Raw genomic sequence first — 19105 nt, 5'->3', positions numbered from 1 at the left:
CGCCAGTTTGTGACCGAACAGCCCAAGCCGCCGCAGGACATCCAGCCCATCTCCATCGAAGTGGAGATGCAGCGCTCCTATCTCGGTTACGCCATGAGCGTGATCGTGTCGCGGGCGCTGCCCGATGCGCGCGACGGGCTTAAGCCCGTGCATCGCCGCATCCTCTATTCGATGCATGAAAACGGCTATCTGTCCGACAAGGCCTATCGCAAGTCGGCCCGCGTGGTCGGTGACGTGATGGGTAAGTATCACCCGCATGGCGACCAGTCGATCTACGACGCCATGGTGCGCATGGCGCAGCCGTTTTCGATGAGCCAGCTGCTGCTGGACGGCCAGGGCAACTTCGGTTCGATGGACGGCGATAAGGCCGCGGCGATGCGCTACACCGAAATCCGCCTGGAAAAGGCGGCGGAAGCGCTGCTCACCGATATCGACAAGGACACCATCGATTTTCAGCCGAACTACGACGACAGCACGCAGGAACCCACTGTGCTGCCGGCGCAGTATCCGAATCTGCTGGTCAATGGCGCCAACGGCATTGCGGTCGGCATGGCCACCAACATCCCGCCGCACAACATGGGCGAGGTGATCGACGCCTGCTGCGCCTATGTCGACAATACCGATGTGACGCTGGAGCAGCTGCTGGAAATCCTGCCGGCGCCCGATTTCCCCACCGGCGGCATCATTCTGGGCCGGGCCGGCGCCAAGTCGGCGATGTGGACCGGCCGCGGCTCGGTGATCGTGCGCGGCAAGGTGCATTTCGAGGAAATCCGCAAGGATCGCGAAGCCATCATCATCACCGAGATTCCGTATCAGGTGAACAAGTCCTCGATGATCGAGAAGATGGCCGAACTGGTGCGCGCCAAGAAGATCGAAGGCATTTCCGATCTGCGCGACGAGTCCGACCGTGACGGCGTGCGCGTGGTGGTCGAGATCAAGCGCGATGCCATGGCCGATGTGGTGCTGAACCAGCTGTATCGCTTCACGCCGCTGCAGAGCAGCTTCGGCGTCAACATGCTGGCGCTGAACGGCGGTAAGCCGGAACTGTTGAACATCAAGCAGCTGATCGCCGCCTTCGTGAACTTCCGCGAAGAGGTGATCCTGCGCCGCACGCGCTTCCTGCTTGGCAAGGCACGCGACCGCGCCCATGTTCTCGTCGGTCTCGCCATCGCGGTGGCCAATATCGACGAGGTGATCAAAACCATCCGTGCCGCGCCCGATCCGCAGACGGCGCGCGACCAGCTGATGACCCGCGAATGGCCGGCCGCCGATGTGGCCGACATGATCGGCCTGATCGACGACCTCAGTCACAAGGTGATCGACGGCAAATACAAGCTGTCGGAGACCCAGGCCCGCGCCATTCTCGACCTGCGCCTGCAGCGCCTGACCGCGCTGGGCCGCGACGAAATCGGCGACGAGATGAAGAAGCTCGCCGCCGAGATCAACGAATATCTCTCGGTCCTGGGCAGCCGCGACAAGCTGATGGGCATCCTGCGCAGCGAACTGGTGTCGATGCGCGAGCGCTTCGCCATACCGCGCCGTACCCAGATCGCCGAGATGGAATTCGAGCAGGACGATGAAGACCTGATCCAGCGCGAGGATATGGTCGTCACCGTCAGTTTCGGCGGCTATGTCAAGCGCACGCCGCTGTCGACCTACCGCCTGCAGAAGCGCGGCGGCAAGGGCCGTACCGGCATGAGCACCAAGGAAGAGGATTTTGTCACCCGCGTGCTGGTCGCCAGCACTCATACGCCGGTGCTGTTCTTTTCCAATATCGGCCGCGTCTACAAGCTGAAGGTCTATCGCCTGCCGGAAGGCACGCCGCAGTCGCGCGGCAAGGCCTTCGTCAATCTGCTGCCGCTGGCCGACGGCGAGAAGATCACCGAGGTGCTGCCGCTGCCCGAGGACGAGGCGAAGTGGGGCGAACTGCATGTCATGTTCGCCACCGCCAAGGGGTATGTCCGCCGCAACGATCTGAGCGATTTCGTCTCGATCAATGCCAATGGCAAGATCGCCATGAAATTCGAGGGCGAGGATGCCGACGACAGCCTGGTTGGCGTGTTTCCCTGCACCGAGCAGGACGACATTCTGCTGGCCTCCTACGCCGGCAAATGCGTGCGCTTCCCGGTCGCTGATGTACGCACCTTCCAGAGCCGTTCGTCCACCGGCGTGCGCGGCATGAAGCTGGCCGAGGGCGACCGCGTGATTTCCATGTCGGTGCTGCGCCATATCGAGGTCAGTCCGGAAGAGCGCGAAGCCTATTTCAAATACGAGGATGCCCAGGAGCGCATCCGCAATGGCGAAGCCGCCGTGCAGCTGCCCGCCGATATCTCGGTCGATCGTTTTACCGAGCTGCAGGCCGCCGAGCAGTTCATTCTGACCGTTACGGAAAAGGGCTACGGCAAGCGCAGTTCGGCCTATGAATACCGCATCACCAGTCGCGGCGGTTCGGGCATCATCAATATCGAGACCACCGCGAAGAACGGCAATGTCTCGGCCGCTTTCCCGGTCGAGCATGACGACCAGATCATGCTGGTCACCGATGGCGGCCAGGTGATCCGCTGTCCGGTCCATGATATCCGCATCGCCGGCCGCAATACCCAGGGTGTCATCATCTTCAAACTGGGGGATGGCGAGAAGGTTGCGTCGGTCGCGCATTTGCCGGAAAGTGGCCCGAATGAAGCCGGCCAGGACGATGGCGCCGGCGACAGTTCTGGCGAAGAAGGCGGCGCCCCGGGAGACAGCCCTGGCGATACGCCCGAGTAATCTGAGGGGAACAGATGACCAGGCAGCGGATCGGATTATACCCGGGTACTTTCGATCCGGTGACCAAGGGCCATTACGACATCATCAAGCGCGCGGCCAAGCTGGTCGACAAGCTGGTGGTCGGCGTTGCTGTCAATGTCGGCAAGGGGCCGCTGTTCTCGATGGAAGAGCGCGTCGAGATGGTGCGCGAGGAAATCGGCCCGCTGATGCCCGGCGCCACCGAATTCGAGGTCAAGCCGTTTTCCAACCTGCTGATGCATTTCGCCATGGACCTCGGCGCGGTGATGATCATTCGCGGCCTGCGCGCGGTGTCGGATTTCGAATACGAATTCCAGATGGTCGGCATGAATGCGCGGCTGAATGCCGATATCGAGACCGTCTTCCTGATGGCCTCGGATAACCACCAGTTCATCGCCTCGCGCCTGGTCAAGGAAATTGCCATGCTGGGCGGCGATATCAGCCCCTTCGTTTCGCCGCGCGTGGCCGAACGCATGCGGGTCAGCATCGCGGCCCGCAAAGCCAAGGGTGAAGAATGATCCCCGACCAGTTTTTCCGGCGGCATTTCCTCGCGCTCGGACTGTTCGCGGCGCTGGCGGCATTTGCGGTGCCGGGCGCGGCTTTGGCGCAGGCCACCGATCCGGAAAACACGCTGGTCATGGAATTGAGCGGCGGCCGCGTGGTGATCGCGATGCGTCCCGATCTGGCCCCCAATCATGTCAAGCGCATCAAGGAACTGACCCGCAAGGGCTTCTATGACGGTTCGCGCTTCCATCGCGTGATCCGCGGCTTCATGGCGCAGGTCGGCGATCCCACCGGCACCGGCGCCGGCGGCTCGGGCCAGAAACTGAATGCCGAATTCAGCCGCGAGCCGCATCGCCGCGGGACCGTGTCCATGGCCCGCACCAGCGACCCGAACAGCGCCGACAGCCAGTTCTTCATCTGCCTCGACGAGGCGCCGCATCTGAACGGCCAGTATACCGTTTGGGGCCGCGTGGTCAGCGGCATGGAATTTGTCGACAATATCAAGAAGGGGGCGCCGGGCAGCGGCGCCGTCACCGACCCCGACAAGATCATCCGCATGCGCGTCGCTGCCGACGTGAAGTAAGACTCAGAAGGACCAGCCATGAGTGCCGACCTGGAAAACACCCTTTATCTCGAACTCAAGGACGGCCGCGTCACCATCGCGCTGCGCCCTGATCTGGCGCCGAACCATGTCGCCCGCATCAAGGAGCTGGCGCGCCAGCATTTCTACGACGGCCTGAAATTCCACCGCGTGATCGAAGGTTTCATGGCGCAGACCGGCGACCCGCGCGGCGACGGCACCGGCGGTTCGGGCGAAAACCTGAAGGCCGAGTTCAACGACGAGCCGCATGTGCGCGGCACCTGTTCGATGGCGCGCGCCAGCAATCCGCACAGCGCCGACAGCCAGTTCTTCATCTGCTTCGCCGATGCCCGCTTCCTCGACAAGCAGTATACCGTCTGGGGCCAGGTCACCGACGGCATGGAGCATGTCGATGCGATCAAGCGCGGCAGCCAGGCCAAAAACGGCAGCGTGACCGACCCCGACAAGATCGTGTCGATGCGTGTCGCCGCCGACGCCGAGTGATCGCTGCCCTCAGCAGAGGGCCTGACGAATGCTGGTTTCCGATTTCGATTTCGAATTGCCGCCGGCGCTGATCGCCGAGCGGCCGGCCGTGCCGCGCGAAGCGGCGCGGTTGCTGCATTTTCGTGATGGCAGCATCGATCCACGCCCGCTCACCGTGGCCGATCTGCCTGGCCTGCTGCGGCCCAGTGACCTGCTGGTGTTCAACGACACCAGGGTCATTCCGGCGCGACTCTATGGCCGGCGCGAGCGCGATCCTGAAGTCCGCGTCGAAGCCCTGCTGCTGAAGCCCATCGGCGAACGGCGCTGGACCGCCATGGCCAGGCCGGCCAAGCGGCTCAGGCCCGGCGACCGCGTGCTGTTCGATGGCGGTCTGGTGGCCGAGGCGCTGGGCCGCGACGACGACCAGATCGTGCTGCGCTTCGACCGCGACGATGCGGATGTGCTGACGGCGCTGGAGACTGCCGGGGCCATGCCGCTGCCACCCTATATCGTTTCCCAGCGCAAGGCCGATGCGCGGGACAAAACCGACTACCAGACGGTGTTTGCCGAAAAGACCGGCGCGATTGCGGCGCCCACCGCCGGATTGCATTTCACCCCGGCGCTGATCGAAAGCCTGAAGGCGGCCGGCATCGGCTTCGCCCGCGTCACGCTGCATGTCGGTGCCGGCACCTTCCTGCCAGTGAAAGTCGATCGTGTCGAAGACCACAAAATGCATGCTGAATGGGGCGAGGTGACGGCCGGGACCGTCGCCGCCATTGAGACGGCCCGGGCCAGAGGGTGCCGGGTCATTGCCATCGGCACAACCTCCCTGCGGCTGCTGGAATCAGCCGCTCGGGGCACCGGCAAACTCCAGCCCTTCGTGGGCGAGACGGATATCTTCATCACCCCGGGCTTTGAATTCCGGGTCGTGGACGGACTGATGACCAATTTCCACCTGCCGAAATCGACGCTGCTGATGCTGGTCGCCGCCTTTGTCGGCCTGCCGGCCCAGCGGGCGATCTATGCCCATGCGGTGGAGAAGGGCTTCCGTTTCTACTCCTACGGCGATACAAGCCTGCTGTTCAGACAGGCCGGCAGTCCCCCATGACCCTTCGCTTTTCCGTCAGCGCCACCGATGGCGCCGCTCGTCGCGGGCGGCTTGAGACGGCCCATGGCGGCATCGACACGCCGGCCTTCATGCCGGTGGGCACGGCCGCGACCGTGAAGGCGATGACGCCGGAGGCGGTAGCCGAGACCGGTGCGCAGATCATCCTGGGCAACACCTATCACCTGATGCTGCGGCCCACCGCCGAGCGTGTCGCCAGGCTGGGCGGCCTGCACAAATTCATGCACTGGCCGGGGCCGATCCTCACGGATTCGGGCGGCTTCCAGGTGATGTCGCTGTCGCAGCTCAACAAGGTCACGGAGCAGGGCGTCAGCTTCCAGTCGCATATCGACGGCGCGCGCTACGAACTGACGCCGGAACGCTCGATCGAAATTCAGCTCCTGCTCGACGCCACCATCACCATGCAGCTGGACGAATGCGTCAAACTGCCGGCCGACGACAGGCGCGTGGCCGAGGCGATGCAGCTTTCCCTGCGCTGGGCCGAACGCTGCAGGGCGGCGTTCCGGCAGCGCGAGGGCTACGGTCTGTTCGGTATCGTGCAGGGCGGCACAAACGCTGCGCTGCGCGAAGAGTCCGCGAAAGGCCTGATCGCCACCGGCTTCGATGGCTATGCGGTCGGTGGCCTGGCGGTGGGCGAGACGCAGGACGAGATGTTTGCCACGCTGGATGTCACCACGCCGCATCTGCCTACCGATCACCCGCGCTACCTGATGGGCGTCGGCAAACCGTCCGACCTGGTCGGTGCCGTGCAGCGCGGCATCGACATGTTCGACTGCGTGATGCCGACGCGCTCGGGCCGCAACGGCCAGGCCTTCACCCGGCGCGGCACGCTCAATATCCGCAACGCGCGCCATGCCGAAGACCCGCGACCGCTGGACGAGCATTGCCGCTGCCCGGCCTGTCGCCACTACAGTCGTGCCTATCTGCATCATCTGGTGCGCTCGGACGAGATTCTCGGTTCGATGCTGATGACTGCGCATAACCTGACCTATTACCAGGACCTGATGCAGGGTATGCGTGCCGCCATCGCCGAAGGCCGGCTGGCGGCTTTCGCCGCCGAGTTCCACGCCGGCGAAGCGCGCGGCGATATAGACCTGCTATAGATGCTGCTGCGGCATCTGAAGGTTTTCGGCATCGCCGCGGTCTTCGCCGCCATCGCCTATGGCGTGGCGCATCTGCTGTTCCGGTTGCTCAACTAGAGTCGCGCGGCTTTGCCCAGCTTTTCGCGCAGTTCCGTCACACCCGGATAAACCGGATGGTCGAGCAGGTTGTGCCGCACCATGCCGTCGGGATTGACGATATGGAAGCGATAGCTGTCGGCTGTCAGGTCGAGGATGGCAAGCCCGGTGATCTTCTCGCCGATGCGCTCCTGCATGCCGTCCGGCAGGCAGAAGGCCGTGGATGGCACCCAGACATGGCGGATACCGTCGATCATGCGATCGAGATACTGGTGAGTGTGGCCACTCAGCACCAGGCGCAGATCAAAGCGGCGCAGCAGAGCCAGCAGCTTTCGCCGCGGGTGCAGCGGTACATAACGAATATGCGGTGCGGCATCCTCGGCAGCAGTCTGGAACAGCGGTTTGTGCAGCAGCAGGATGGTCGGTTTCGCGCCTTCCTGCGCCGCCAGCCAGCCCCATTGCGCCTCCTCTTCGGCACTGCCGGTGCCGAAGAGCTGTGCGTTCAGTCCAAGCAGCCGCCAGCCGGCCAGATCGAGCCGCCAGTAATCCGGGCCGAACACCGTGCGATATCTGGCCAGTCGCTCCGGCTGCAGCAGATCCTTCACCGGCACGCCCGGGCCGGGCGGATTGTCGCCGACATCATGATTGCCGGGCAGGAATTGCAGACGGCCGGGCCAATTCTGCGCCAGCGCCATCGCGCAGTCGTAGTGGCTGTCGTCATGAGCGCCATTGACGGTGATGTCGCCAAGATGAATGGTCCAGTCGGTGCCGAGTTCGGCGATGAATTCTTTCGCGACGAGCCAGTTGGCGTTGAATGCCGGAGCATGTGGCGCAACATGGGTATCGGTGATCAGGGCAATGCGCATCTTTGCAGCCTAGGCCGCGGATGTGGCAGGTTGATGAAACTTTGCCGGCAATGCTAGCGTTGCCGGCAGTCAGGGAGGATGGCATGGCCGCAGCCAATAAGCCGAAGAAACAATGCTTCAGCCTCAGCCGCGCCAGAGGCGCGAAATTCCGCAAGGATGGCCTGCGCGCCTTCTTCGAGTATCGCGATCTCGGCATCGGGGATGCCACCCATGGCCGCTACAACGCCGAGGTAATCCGTGCCGGAAATGTGAAAAACTACAAGCCCGCAGGCCGGCATTATCACAAGCTGGATTTCCAGCTGGTTTATGTGCTGAAGGGCTGGGTGAAGTTCGAGTATGAAGGCGAGGGCAGTTTCACGCTGAAGGCCGGCGACTGCGTGCTGCAGCCGCCCGAGATCCGCCACGAACTGACGGAATTTTCAAAAGACATAGAATTGCTGGAAGTGACCAGCCCGGCCGTTTTCAAAACCGTTGCGGTCGACTGAGCTGCCTTACGGCGCGGCGTCGTCGGGCGTGTCATCCTTGTGCAGATGCAGGAAACGCGCGATCTGCGTTTTCAGTGCGGCAGGATCGTAATTCGCGCGCACCGCGGTGGCGCGCAGGAACAGGTCGCGCTGGATCGGCATCGGCAGATCGTTCCAGGTCAGGACCGCCGCAGCGCCGAGGCAGAGCAGGATATTCCGCTCGGGCTCGCCAAGCACGGGCACAGCATCGCCGGCCAGATGTCCGCCCTCGCTTTCCCAGCGGCGCAGGGCGCGGGCCATCTGCCGTTCCGCATCCGAGAGGCCGGCTTTCGGGTCGGGCATAGTAAAATGATAGCACGCCTGCGGCGGTGCCGCCGGTAAATTCGCCGGCTAAGCCTCGTCGTCGTAATAGGTGATGTTGAGCAGTTGCTCGATCTCGCTGCCGCCGCGGATAGTGAGCGGCAGGGTGATCGATTCAAACTGCACGAAACTGCGGTCGACGAAGTAATAGCTGCCGGCGGCGCGCAACGGCCGTTTGTTGTCGGTGGCCCAGGACAGACCCTGATTGAAGTCGGCATAGGCCTGTTCGCCCATGATTTCATCGACGAAGCGGCCGGTGGAATCGCGGCCGGAATACTGGCTGATCAGCGTGCCGTAGATACGGATCCGGAAACGCCGCATGGTTTCGCTGTGCACGATTTCGTAGATCAGTACGCGCGGCAGGTAGGGGCGCAGGACGAAGGGCGAGAAGTCCGCGCGGTCGGCCACCGGCCGGCCGGCACGCTTTTCTTCCCAGAGCGCGGCCAGTGCGGTCAGTTCGGGGCGAACGAAATTCAGGTCGGGATCGAGCCGGAACCTGCTTTCGACAATCTGCCGATTCAACGACAACTCCTCCGGTTTCCGGCAGCATATACCGCACGGCAACCTGACGGCGTGTTTTTTCGTGTGCTGAAAGGAGAGGTGGTGAGCCCGCCGGGATTCGAACCCGGGACCTCTCGATTAAAAGTCGCTTGCTCTACCAGCTGAGCTACGGGCTCACGAGGCCTTTTCCGGCCGCCCCGATAACGGCAGGGGCCGGAAAGCGCGGCGACCATAGGTCGTCGGCCGGCCCCAGTCAACCTGCCGGATATTCTGCGAATTAAAGGACTTAATGCCCTTCTGGAGGGCGATCCGGAGCGACTCCGCGTTCCAGCAGCCGCAGCATCAGGCTGCCCATCTCGATCCAGCTGTCGGCACCGCCTGACCTGGCCAGCCAGCCATAATCGAAGACATGCCGGCGCCCGTCGGTTCGCTCCTCCGCCGCAACCACCGTCACGGCAGAGGGCAGGCTGCGCCGGAACAGCGGCACCAGCCGCGCCGCGCATTCGATCGTCATGCCGCCGCACAGCGGATGCAGGGCGATGACATCGCGCAGGAAGCGCATCTGGTCGCCCACGCCCTGTTCAGCCACCACCAGCAGATGGCATTGCCGCAGGTCCTCGTCCTGCCAACGCGGCAGAGCGAGGCCGTGGCGCACGATCTCACGCGTTGCATCCGGCTGCAGGCGATATTCGTAATCGCGCAGGCCCTGTGCCCACTCGCCCAGACTGAGCAGCATGGTGGCACGTGCCATGCGCAGGGTGCGGTTCTGCGGTTCCAGCGTGATGGCGCGGTCCAGCCGGGCGCGGGCGGCGCCGTGATCGCCCAGGCGGAAGGCGGCTTCCGCGGCGATGCTCAGCAGCGCCGGTGCGTCGGGCTGGCGGACCAGAGCCGTTTCGGCCGCCTGCAGCGCGCCGGCCGCATCGCCGATCTGCAGCAGCAGATTGCCGTAATGCTGCAGCAGGGCTGCATCTTCGGGCGTGTCCTGCAGCTGCAGGCGGGCCAGTGTCAGTGCCGCATCGGCAAATCCCGCGCCACCCAGGGCCGCAATCCGTGCGGCGGCAAAGCCGGGGTCTGCGGGCAGCAGCGCCAGGCCGGTTTCGGCGGCCGACCAGGCCTCAGCGGCGCGGCCGGCATGCTGGTACAGCGCGGCCAGCGTGCGCAGCAGGCCGATATCGCCCGGCGTCATGCGGCGGGCGGCGGCGAAACGCAGCAGCGCGCCGTCGATATCGCCGCTCTGCACTGCCGCCATACCGGCCTGCATCAGGCCGGCGGCGTGCGGCGAAGGGGAGGTCTGATTCGCAGTCATGCTGGCGCCAGCATGGTCTGCCCCGTAAGCTGCCGCAATGATTTCCGGATTCCTGCAGGCCGATGCCGATGCCAGTGCCGCCTATCGCGACCGGCTGGCGACGCAGTCCGGCGACCGTCCCTGTATCGGCCTGTCCTGGCGCAGCAGCAATGCCGCCTATGGCGCGCAGAAATCGCTGGCGCTGGCCGATCTGGCGCCGCTGTTGCGGTCACGGCCCGACCTGTTCTGGATCGATCTGCAATACGGCGACACGGCGGCCGAACGCGCTGCGGCCGGCGTCGATCTCTGGCGCGATCCGGCCATCGATCCCCTGCTGGATCTGGATGCGGCGGCGAGCCAGTTTGCCGCCCTCGATCTGGTGATCACCACCAGCAATACGGCCGCCCATCTGGCCGGTGCGCTGGGGGTGCCGACCTGGCTGCTGCTGCCGGCGCCCGGTTTCGGCCTGCTGTGGTACTGGCAGCTCGGGCGGCAGGACAGCCCGTTCTATCCTTCGGTCCGCTGCTTCCGGCAGGCCCGGCCAGGGCAATGGGACGATGCCGTCGCCGCCCTCGGCCCGGCCCTGATCGCCCGGTTTCCCCGGAAACCGTAGCGGTCATTACCGATTTACAACCTTTAAGGGGCTACAAATTCCTTCGCAGTTGCGAGATACTATTGCCATTCCGGACCAGTGAGCCGGGAGGATGAGGACCATGGCTAAGTTTTACGTCGAAGGTGGGATTTTCAAAGACCTGGCCGATCCGGCTCCGATTGCCGGAACCGAAGAGCGCTACGGCCCGTTTCCCAGCGAACAGGAAGCCGACAAGATCTGGCGCGCCCGCATGGCGGACAAGATCGACATCTGCAACCACCGCCTGCGCGTGATCCAGCGCGACGCCTGATCGTCCCCGAGACGGCCGGAGTCGCCCCCGGTCTGCCGGGGTCTGCCGTGCTTTCCCTGTTGCTAAGCGGTTTGGCTGCCACGATGATTTCATGGCGGACCATCCGATTCGGCCATCATGGTCGATCTGCGGCGCTGGTGCGCGATGTTGTAATGCGAAAGCAAGGGGCGATGTTCGATCCTTACGCTGCCGGGCGGCTGATCGCCAACCGGGGCGACCTGAAACGCAAGGCGGTGAATTTCGCGCGCGGACATGACGTGCGTCTGAATGCCGAACTGCGGGGCAAGATCGAGAAGGTGATCGTGAAGAACCAGGCCGAATTCGAAACCGCCGCGCGGGAAACGCTGGTGACCCTCAAGGAAGCCTGGGGGTCGGCCTCGTTCAATTCGATCGGCCGCGCCCGCTATTACGAATGGATCCGCGATCTGGCGCTCGACCTGAAGGGGCAGGGCAGCCTGTTCGGCTATCCGCTGGTCACCCTCTATGCCGACTCCCTGAAGAATCTCTGCGATGGCCTCACCAACCCGACCTATCGCCTGCATGCCATCATCGGCCTCAATATCGATGCGCTGGGCATCATCATCCGCCGTCGCATCGCCGGCCCCGGCACCGTGCTGGAACGCCGCGTGGCCGAAGCCTTCCGCGAAGCCTATCTGAAGATGCGCCTGCGCCAGCCTTCCGATGCGGCGATGGAACACAAGGTCGCCCATGCGGTGCGGGCGCTCGACAGCAAACGGCCTGAAGTGACGGCGGTGAAGCCGCCCGAGCTGAAGAATACCGGCCGCGAATGGTCGACCGAACTGCGCGACCCGGCCCTGGTGAAAACGGCGAAGCCGGCCCGCTGAGATGGCCTCGTCCGACGACCGCAACAATCCGAATGGCCCGCCGGAGGGCTATAACTGGCGCCCGCAGGCGATCAAGCCGATCGCCGCGGTGGATGTGATCTCGGAAGCCATCAAGGAAGCTGATAACAGCTACTTCTTCGAGAATTACACCAAGCAGGCGAATGCCGTCGTCACCGCCCTGCGCAAGCATGGCTATGTGATCGTGCCCTATTACCCGACCGTGGAAATGGTCAAGGCGGCGATGGACGAGCTGCAATACGGCCAGAACAAGTTCACCAACATCGTCATGCCGATCTACCTGGCGATGATGAAATCGGCACCCAAGGCCAAGGGCTAGGGACCCGGAGCGCAGGCTCGGGATAACGGGGCCTTAACCGCGCTCTGGTATTGCGGCGGAACTGCACTAAAATACAGTCCGGTCCATGCGGACCTGTGGGAGCAAAGCAAGATGAGCCGGGACAAGCTGGTGGCTTTCCTGCGCGTGGCGGGGCCGGAGCGCACCGCTGAAATCCTCAAACGCCTGCCGCCGCAAGAGGCGCAGGCGGTGCGGCAGGCGCTCGACCAGACCCCCAATGTGGCGTCCTCGCATGTCGATGTGGCCGCCGATGCCGCGGCCACCTTCGTCGCCGCGATCTCGAACAAGCGATAATGCTGCGGCGCCTGCTGCCTGGCCTGCTGATCGCCGCGATTGCGCTGCCTGCCGTCGCGCAGGAAGGGCTGGGGCCGGGCCGGCGCGCCAAGCGCCCCGACATCTGCATGAACACCATCGAGATCGAAGCCGAGGCCATGGTGCGCGGCGGCATGGTGATCCGCGACCATGCGCGCGCCTGCGCCCGGCGCGGCCTCGATGGCAGCATCATCCATCTCTGGGCCGCCTTCGACACCGCCAATGCCGAAAAATTCCAGGATGCGACGGAAATTCGCGCCGGCGCCTACAAGCGCAACTGGCCGGACGATCCGAATGCCGCGCAGCGCGCCGCCAACGAAACCGTGGCCTCGCGCCAGCTGGTGGATTTCTCGCCGGTCGAATGCGTGGTGCTGAAGGACCTGGTCGGTGGCTTCAAGACCTGGACCGATTATCTCGTGCATATCCGCCGCACCGAAGTCGGCCAGGTCAAGACCCTGTACAAGCAATGCCCGAAGGGCACGGTCGGCGCCCAGCGGCGCAAACAGGAATGGTGAGTACGGCTCACACCCGGCTGTTCACCGCGTAGAAGGGCCGGTCGATCAGCCCGGTTTCCCAGCCGGCATACCAGTCCTGCACATAGGGTTTGATGCGCGCCAGCAGGTCGGCGCGGGCACGATGCTCGGGTGTCAGGCCCTTGCTGCAGAATTTGCGCACTTCATCGCACAGCGCCGGCACGTCGATGGATTTCACGGCGTGGTCCTCGACGCAGACTTTGCCGCCGACCACCACGGTATTCACATCCATGCCCAGCGCACGTTCGACAAAGGCCTCGACCGGATCGAAGGCGGGGTCGGTCCAGGGATCGTTGTTCACGCGCTCCAGGTCGACCAGAATGGCATCGGCCTTCCAGCCGGGCAGCAGCGCGCCGACACGGCCATCGAAGCCGCTGGCTTTGGCGGCATTCAGCGTGGCGGTCTCCAGCGCCTCGTAGGCATCCATCGGGCGTTCACGCAGGTCGAAGGTGCTGAGCCGGTGCACCTTGTGCATCATGCGCAGTTCCATCACGGCGTCTTCGTCGTCGTTGATGGTCTTGTCGTCCATGCCCATGGCGATGTTGACGCCGGCCTTGCGCATCGCCATCACCGGGGTGATGCCGTTGCGCATGTGGAAATTGCAGCTCGGATGCGTGGTCACCGTGGCGCCCTGCGCGCCCATCAGCGCGATATCCTCTTCCGTCACCCAGATGGCATGACCGAAAGCGGTGCGTTCGCTGATCAGGCCCAGCTCGTGCAGCCACTGCACGGTCGGCTTGTTGTTGCGGCGCAGGCCCCACTGCTTCTGCACCGGGCTTTGCAGCAGATGCATGTGGATCATGGCGTTGCCGTGGCTGTCGCTCGCCTCGCGCACCCGGTTGAGAAAGTCCTCGCTGGCGCCATGGGCCCAGCAGGGCGCGAGCAGGATGCTGGTGTCGTCGCCATCGAAATCTGAATACAGCTCGTCGAACAGACCGAAATAGCTGTCCATCAGCGCGTCGCGGTCGAAGGCGAACAGCGCCTGCGCCTTGTCGCGCAACTCGTCGGGCAGGGTGGTGAGGAAGTCCTCGCCGCCCATCGCCAGCTTGCTTTCGTCGCGGAAGCCGGGGCTGAAGGCGAGGCGAATACCGCTGTCGAGATAGGTCCTGATCGCGATGCGGGCGCGGCGGGCGCCTTCCGGACCATCATCGTCAAAGCCGTTATGGTGCAAAGTCGTGCAGCCGCTGCGCAGATGGCGCCAGGCACACAGCCCGGCGGTCAGTTCCGGCGGCAGCACCGGCATATAGGCCCAGTCGAACAGTGCGTTCTCCAGGAAGTCGTTCTGCACGCCTTTCTGGATCGGCGAGAGGCCGCGGCCATGGCTGTGCGCATCCACCAGGCCGGGCAGCAGCAGCTGCCTGCCGTTGCCCAGCACCTTGGCGCCGGGATGTTTGGCAGAGAGCACGGCGAAGGCGCCGGTTTCCAGCACCCGACCGTTTTGGATGGCGACCGCGCCATCGGCGATCAGGCCGGCGGCTTTGAGGCGCGGATCGGTCAGCAGATGCTTGCCGCGCAGGATCAGGATGTCGCTCATGCAAAGCTCCGGGCGAGGAAATCGCGAAGCCTATCCTTGTCCCGCAGCGCGCGGCTGTCGCCTGCCTTTTTGGCCAGGGGCCTTAACCTGGGGTTATGAGGTGCGGCCTAACTCGCCGCCATCAGCTCGCCGGCACCACCACGATGCGGTTGTTTTCCAGCAGGATGCTGCCAGCGCGGAAAACCGCCGTGCCATAGGGGTCCATCTGGCCGATCACGCGCACGCGGTCGCCCGGCTTCACCTTGGTCAGGTCGCGCCAGGTCGGGCCGATGGTGATCACCTGGCTGGCATTGCCGTCATTCAGCACGAAGGTGGTGGCCTGCGGCGACAGCACCACGCCCTGGATCGTCACTGCCTTGCCGCGCGGGATTTCCGCAATCGGCACCAGCGGCGGCACTTCGAAAGCCATGCTGCGGGTGGTGCCGCGCGGGCTGCTGTTGCTGCTCTTGGCGGCGGGTTTCTTCGGCGGTTCGGCCTTGGGCGATTCGGCCTGGCCGGGGGGCTGCATCGCCGGAGCAGTCTGGGCAGGCGCAGTCTGCGTGGATGGCGTCCGGGCCGGCGCAGTCTGGGGCTGGGCAGTCTGGGGCTGGGCAGCCTGGGCAGGCGCGGTCTGCTGCGCCGGCTGCTGGGCCAGTGCCGGCGCTGCGGTCAGCAGGGCCGCGCCCAGCAGGACAATGCGGGAGATCAGATGCATCGGCCGCCATCGACCTCCATGCAGACGCCGGTGATGAAATTGGCTTCGTCGGACGCGAAATACAGCGCGGCATTGGCGATATCGGTCGGCGTCGAGAAACGCCCGATCGGGATCGTGCTGACGAATTTCGCCTTCATCTCGTCGGTTTCGGTGCCGCCCATGAATTCCTTCAGCATCGGGGTCAGGCCTGCCACCGGGTTCAGCGCATTGACGCGAATCTGTTCCGGTGCCAGTTCCACTGCCATCGCCTTGGTCAGCGTGATGACGGCGCCCTTAGAACCATTATACCACACCAGGCCGGGGCGGGGGCGCACGCCGGCGGTGGAGGCGATGTTGATGAAGCAGCCGGCGCCGCGCTTGCGCATCTCCGGCACGGCATGCATGGCCGAAAGATAGATGCTCTTCACGTTGACGGCGAAAATCTTGTCGAAGGTGGCCTCGTCGGTGTCCAGCAGCGACGCGTTGCGCTGCGGCATGCCGGCATTGTTGACCATGATGTCGAGGCCGCCGAAGGCTTCCACCGCCTTGGCCACCAGGGCCTTCATCTGCACGGCCTGGCTCACATCGGCGGCCACCGGCAGGGCCTTGTGCCCGGCCTTGTTGATCTCGCCGGCCACCTTCTCGGCGGCGGCCAGGTTGAGGTCGCCGATCACCACCGCGGCGCCTTCGGCCGCGAATCGCGTGGCGATGCCCGCGCCGAAACCCGATCCGCCACCCGTTACGATTGCCACCTTGCCCGACAGACGCATGAAATTGATTCCTTCCCAGAAACGGTCTTCTCTAAAAAACGGCTTCCGCTCACTCTAGCCGCCCGGCCGGGGCATGCAAGCGCCTGATTCCCCTGCTAGACTGCCAGCCTGCCCAGGCCCCAGGCCGGGCCCGGATGGAGGATGTGCTGCGTGTTGTTTCCCGGATTCGAGCAGAAACGCATTGCCGGCGAGGGCGCCGAGATCAACCTGCGCATCGGCGGCAAGGGGCCGGCCCTGCTGCTGCTGCACGGCTATCCGCAGACCCATGTCATGTGGCACAGGCTGGCGCCCCGGCTGGCCGAGGAGTTCACCGTGGTCTGCCCCGACCTGCGCGGCTACGGCGACAGTTCCAAGCCGGCGACGCTGCCCGATCATTCCAGTTATTCCTTCCGCGCCATGGCGGCCGACCAGGCGAAGGTGATGGCCACGCTCGGTTTCGACAGTTTCTTCCTCGCCGGGCATGACCGCGGCGGCCGCGTCTCGCATCGGCTGGCGCTGGATTTCCCCGATCGGGTGAAAAAGCTCTCGACCCTCGACATCATCCCGACCCGCACGCTGTATGAGAACGTCAACCAGCAGGTCGCCACCGGCTATTACCACTGGTTCTTCCTGATCCAGCCCGAGCCGATGCCCGAACGCATGATCGGCGCCGATCCGGAATTCTATTTCCGCAAGAAGACCGGCCAGTGGTCGGGTGCCGGCCATGTCTTCGACCCGGAGGCAATGAAAGAGTATCTGCGCTGCTTCAGCGATCCGGCCACCATCCATGCCAGCTGCGAGGATTACCGCGCCGCCGCCTCCATCGACCTGGAACATGACCGTGCCGATCAGGACAAGCGGGTGGTCTGTCCGACCCTGATTCTCTGGGGATCGAAGGGTCTGATGCACAAGGCCTATGATGTCCTCGACTGCTGGCGCGACAAGGTGAGCGGGCCGCTGTCGGGCCACCCGGTCGACAGCGGCCATTTCCTGCCCGAGGAAGCGCCTGATGAGACCTATGTCGCGCTCCGCGATTTCTTCAGGTCGTAACCCATGACCCAGACACCCGAAACCCCGCCGTCCGACGGTGAGTTGCATATCCTGGCCCCGGCGCCCAGGCTCAGCCTGTTCACCCGGCTGCGCAATTATTTTCTCGCCGGCATCATCGTCACCGCGCCGATCGGCCTGACCATCTATCTGGTCTTCATCACCATCGAGGCGATCGACCGCAACGTGCGCAGCCTGGTGCCGCTGGGCTACGAACCGGAACGTTTCATCCCGTCCTACAATCTGCCGTTTGGCATTCCGGGGCTGGGACTGATCGCGGCCGTCGTGCTGCTCACGCTGATCGGCTTCCTCGCCACCAACCTGATGGGGCGCACGCTGCTCAGGCTGGGCGAGCGCATCGTGGCGCGCATGCCGATCGTGCGCGGCGTCTATTCGGCGCTGAAGCAGATTTTCGAAACCGTGTTCAGCCAGTCGGGCAATTCCTTCCGCCAGGTTGCCCTGGTACCCTGGCCGTCGACCGGTTCCTGGACCATCGCCTTCGTCACCAACTATGTGCAGGGGGGCGAGGTATCGGAACAATTGGGCGAGGATCTCGTCACCGTCTATGTGCCGACCACGCCGAACCCGACCGGCGGCTACATGACCTATTACCGCCGGCGCGACATCAAGATACTGTCGATGACCGTCGACCAGGCGATGAAGCTGATCATTTCCTGCGGCGTGATCGTGCCGCCGGATGTCATGGCCGCGAGCAAGACGGCCGCCGGAGGAAAGCCCGATGTCAAACCCGGGAATGGGAACGGAGACGGCAACTTCACGCCGTGATCTTCCGCACGCCGTTGCGGGCTTCGACCTGCGCGCACTGGACCGGGGATTCCTCGACAATCCCTATCCGGTCTACCGCCTGCTGCGCGAACACGATCCGGTGCGGCAGATGCCCGACGGCAGCTGGTTCCTGACCCGTTACGACGACCTGCAGGCGGTCTACCGGGACAATAAAAAGTTTTCTTCAGACAAGAAGATCGAATTCGCGCCGAAATACGGCGCGGACACGCCGCTCTACCGCCATCACACCACCAGCCTGGTGTTCAACGATCCGCCGCTGCACACCCGCGTGCGGCGGCTGCTGGCGCCGGCGTTTACGCCGCGTGCACTGAAACTGCTCGAAGGCCGTTTCATGCTGCTGGTGGAGCGCATGCTGGATCGGGCGGCGAAGCAGGGCGGTATGGATGTGATCGCCGATTTCGCCTCGGCTTTGCCGGTCGAGATCATCGGCGACATGCTGGCGGTGCCGCATGAAGACCGCCATCTGCTGCGCGACTGGTCGCTCGCCATTCTCGGGGCGCTGGAACCGGTGCTGACGCCCGAGCGGGCGGAGCAGGGTAACCGCGCGACGGTCGAATTCGAGACCTATCTCGAAAAGCATATCGCCGCCTGGTCGTCGAAAACCGGCGAGGATGGCTATGGCGATGTACTCGGCGCACTGATCGCGGGTGAAGCGGGCGGTGAGCGTCTGTCGGCGGCCGAACTGGTGCAGAACTGCATCTTCCTGCTCAATGCCGGCCATGAGACCACCACGAATCTGATCGGCAACGGCATCGCCGCGCTGCTCGACTGGCCCGACCAGAAACAGCGCCTGATCGCCGAGCCAGGCCTGATCCGCACCGCCATCGAGGAATTCCTGCGGTTTGAGTCCTCCAACCAGCTCGGCAACCGCCGCGTGGTGGAAGAGGCCGGGATCGGCGGGGTGATGTTTGCGCCCGGTGCGCTGGTGACGCTGTGCATCGGCGCCGCCAACCGCGACCCGGACCAGTTTCCCGATCCCGACCGGCTCGATATTGGCCGCAACCCGAACCGCCACCTGGCTTTCGGTGCCGGTATCCATGCCTGCGCCGGCATGTCGCTCGCCCGGCTGGAAGGCCAGATCGCCATCGGCCGCCTGCTGGCGCGCTTCCCCGCTTTCCGCAGCAGCGGCCAGGCGGTGCGCGGCGGCCGGGCGCGGTTCCGGGGCTATCTGTCTTTTCCCATAGAATTCTAGTGGCGAATTCGGCTAAAGCGGACTC

General features: G+C 64.4%; 23 protein-coding genes and 1 tRNA gene. 16 read left to right on the top strand and 8 right to left on the bottom strand.

Features of this window, described 5'->3' with window-relative positions; all coding sequences use genetic code 11:
* Positions 1 to 9 precede the first annotated feature (9 nt).
* The 6 genes from gyrA to tgt all read left to right on the top strand — a co-directional run bounded on the left by gyrA (position 10) and on the right by tgt (position 6580).
* Positions 10 to 2766, top strand: a complete 2757-nt coding sequence (gene gyrA / locus OJJ21_RS01230; protein WP_297682514.1) for a DNA gyrase subunit A — start codon at positions 10 to 12, stop codon at positions 2764 to 2766.
* Positions 2767 to 2780: 14 nt separating this feature from the next.
* Positions 2781 to 3302: a pantetheine-phosphate adenylyltransferase gene (gene coaD / locus OJJ21_RS01225; RefSeq protein ID WP_297682512.1), complete on the top strand. Its 522-nt coding sequence runs from the start codon at positions 2781 to 2783 to the stop codon at positions 3300 to 3302.
* A gap of 119 nt (positions 3303 to 3421) precedes the next feature.
* On the top strand, positions 3422 to 3871 hold the full coding sequence (locus OJJ21_RS01220) for a peptidylprolyl isomerase (RefSeq protein ID WP_297682574.1): 450 nt from the start codon (positions 3422 to 3424) through the stop codon (positions 3869 to 3871).
* Between the two features lie 18 nt (positions 3872 to 3889).
* On the top strand, positions 3890 to 4372 hold the full coding sequence (locus OJJ21_RS01215) for a peptidylprolyl isomerase (protein WP_297682510.1): 483 nt from the start codon (positions 3890 to 3892) through the stop codon (positions 4370 to 4372).
* Between the two features lie 28 nt (positions 4373 to 4400).
* A complete protein-coding gene (gene queA, locus OJJ21_RS01210) occupies positions 4401 to 5459 on the top strand; it encodes a tRNA preQ1(34) S-adenosylmethionine ribosyltransferase-isomerase QueA (protein ID WP_297682508.1) in 1059 nt (352 codons plus the stop codon).
* Complete coding sequence (gene tgt, locus OJJ21_RS01205) at positions 5456 to 6580, top strand: tRNA guanosine(34) transglycosylase Tgt (RefSeq protein ID WP_297682506.1); 1125 nt, start codon at positions 5456 to 5458, stop codon at positions 6578 to 6580. The genes queA and tgt overlap by 4 nt, the downstream gene beginning before the upstream one ends.
* Before the next feature lie 92 nt (positions 6581 to 6672).
* Here the strand turns inward: tgt and OJJ21_RS01200 are convergent, their stop codons facing one another.
* The gene (locus OJJ21_RS01200; protein WP_297682504.1) at positions 6673 to 7521 is read right to left on the bottom strand and encodes a metallophosphoesterase; all 849 of its coding nucleotides are present in this window, start codon (positions 7519 to 7521) and stop codon (positions 6673 to 6675) included.
* Positions 7522 to 7604: 83 nt separating this feature from the next.
* On the opposite strand from OJJ21_RS01200, the gene OJJ21_RS01195 reads away from it, so the two are divergent.
* Complete coding sequence (locus tag OJJ21_RS01195) at positions 7605 to 8006, top strand: cupin domain-containing protein (protein ID WP_297682502.1); 402 nt, start codon at positions 7605 to 7607, stop codon at positions 8004 to 8006.
* A 6-nt stretch (positions 8007 to 8012) separates the two neighbouring features.
* Here OJJ21_RS01195 and OJJ21_RS01190 read toward each other — a convergent pair whose 3' ends face one another.
* The 4 genes from OJJ21_RS01190 to OJJ21_RS01175 form a co-directional block, all read right to left on the bottom strand.
* Positions 8013 to 8327 (bottom strand): hypothetical protein, encoded by a 315-nt coding sequence (locus OJJ21_RS01190; protein ID WP_297682499.1) that lies wholly within the window; start codon positions 8325 to 8327, stop codon positions 8013 to 8015.
* A gap of 48 nt (positions 8328 to 8375) precedes the next feature.
* The gene (locus OJJ21_RS01185) at positions 8376 to 8867 is read right to left on the bottom strand and encodes a PAS domain-containing protein (protein WP_297682497.1); all 492 of its coding nucleotides are present in this window, start codon (positions 8865 to 8867) and stop codon (positions 8376 to 8378) included.
* A gap of 79 nt (positions 8868 to 8946) precedes the next feature.
* Positions 8947 to 9022, bottom strand: a tRNA-Lys gene (locus tag OJJ21_RS01180).
* A 110-nt stretch (positions 9023 to 9132) separates the two neighbouring features.
* Positions 9133 to 10152 (bottom strand): hypothetical protein, encoded by a 1020-nt coding sequence (locus tag OJJ21_RS01175; protein ID WP_297682495.1) that lies wholly within the window; start codon positions 10150 to 10152, stop codon positions 9133 to 9135.
* A 37-nt stretch (positions 10153 to 10189) separates the two neighbouring features.
* Between OJJ21_RS01175 and OJJ21_RS01170 the strand changes: the two genes are divergently transcribed.
* The 6 genes from OJJ21_RS01170 to OJJ21_RS01145 all read left to right on the top strand — a co-directional run bounded on the left by OJJ21_RS01170 (position 10190) and on the right by OJJ21_RS01145 (position 13060).
* Positions 10190 to 10744: a hypothetical protein gene (locus OJJ21_RS01170; RefSeq protein ID WP_297682493.1), complete on the top strand. Its 555-nt coding sequence runs from the start codon at positions 10190 to 10192 to the stop codon at positions 10742 to 10744.
* Positions 10745 to 10844: 100 nt separating this feature from the next.
* Complete coding sequence (locus OJJ21_RS01165) at positions 10845 to 11033, top strand: hypothetical protein (RefSeq protein WP_297682491.1); 189 nt, start codon at positions 10845 to 10847, stop codon at positions 11031 to 11033.
* A gap of 170 nt (positions 11034 to 11203) precedes the next feature.
* A complete protein-coding gene (locus OJJ21_RS01160; RefSeq protein WP_297682489.1) occupies positions 11204 to 11878 on the top strand; it encodes a hypothetical protein in 675 nt (224 codons plus the stop codon).
* 1 nt (position 11879) lies between these two features.
* Positions 11880 to 12215, top strand: a complete 336-nt coding sequence (locus OJJ21_RS01155; protein WP_297682487.1) for a hypothetical protein — start codon at positions 11880 to 11882, stop codon at positions 12213 to 12215.
* 111 nt (positions 12216 to 12326) lie between these two features.
* Positions 12327 to 12527 (top strand): hypothetical protein, encoded by a 201-nt coding sequence (locus OJJ21_RS01150; RefSeq protein WP_297682485.1) that lies wholly within the window; start codon positions 12327 to 12329, stop codon positions 12525 to 12527.
* Positions 12527 to 13060 (top strand): hypothetical protein, encoded by a 534-nt coding sequence (locus tag OJJ21_RS01145; RefSeq protein ID WP_297682483.1) that lies wholly within the window; start codon positions 12527 to 12529, stop codon positions 13058 to 13060. Before OJJ21_RS01150 ends, OJJ21_RS01145 begins: the two co-directional genes overlap by 1 nt.
* Positions 13061 to 13067: 7 nt before the next feature.
* On the opposite strand, the gene OJJ21_RS01140 is transcribed toward OJJ21_RS01145, so the two are convergent.
* From OJJ21_RS01140 to OJJ21_RS01130, 3 genes are all read right to left on the bottom strand, one after another.
* Positions 13068 to 14612 (bottom strand): amidohydrolase family protein, encoded by a 1545-nt coding sequence (locus OJJ21_RS01140; RefSeq protein WP_297682481.1) that lies wholly within the window; start codon positions 14610 to 14612, stop codon positions 13068 to 13070.
* 121 nt (positions 14613 to 14733) lie between these two features.
* Positions 14734 to 15306, bottom strand: a complete 573-nt coding sequence (locus tag OJJ21_RS01135; RefSeq protein ID WP_297682479.1) for a hypothetical protein — start codon at positions 15304 to 15306, stop codon at positions 14734 to 14736.
* Positions 15297 to 16055 carry a glucose 1-dehydrogenase gene (locus OJJ21_RS01130; protein ID WP_297682477.1) on the bottom strand — a complete coding sequence of 253 codons (759 nt, stop codon included), beginning with the start codon at positions 16053 to 16055 and terminating at the stop codon, positions 15297 to 15299. Before OJJ21_RS01130 ends, OJJ21_RS01135 begins: the two co-directional genes overlap by 10 nt.
* A gap of 150 nt (positions 16056 to 16205) precedes the next feature.
* Here OJJ21_RS01130 and OJJ21_RS01125 point away from each other — a divergent pair, with 150 nt between their 5' ends.
* Genes OJJ21_RS01125 through OJJ21_RS01115 form a run of 3 tightly spaced genes read left to right on the top strand, consistent with a single transcriptional unit; the run spans position 16206 to position 19080 of the window.
* The gene (locus OJJ21_RS01125; RefSeq protein WP_366092150.1) at positions 16206 to 17084 is read left to right on the top strand and encodes an alpha/beta hydrolase; all 879 of its coding nucleotides are present in this window, start codon (positions 16206 to 16208) and stop codon (positions 17082 to 17084) included.
* Positions 17085 to 17087: 3 nt separating this feature from the next.
* Positions 17088 to 17867: a DUF502 domain-containing protein gene (locus OJJ21_RS01120; protein ID WP_297682475.1), complete on the top strand. Its 780-nt coding sequence runs from the start codon at positions 17088 to 17090 to the stop codon at positions 17865 to 17867.
* On the top strand, positions 17821 to 19080 hold the full coding sequence (locus OJJ21_RS01115) for a cytochrome P450 (protein WP_297682473.1): 1260 nt from the start codon (positions 17821 to 17823) through the stop codon (positions 19078 to 19080). Before OJJ21_RS01120 ends, OJJ21_RS01115 begins: the two co-directional genes overlap by 47 nt.
* Positions 19081 to 19105 lie beyond the last annotated feature (25 nt).

The sequence above is a fragment of the Ferrovibrio sp. genome (assembly GCF_025869515.1).
Lineage (GTDB): Bacteria > Pseudomonadota > Alphaproteobacteria > Ferrovibrionales > Ferrovibrionaceae > Ferrovibrio.
This window is presented reverse-complemented; position numbering and strand designations above follow the sequence as displayed.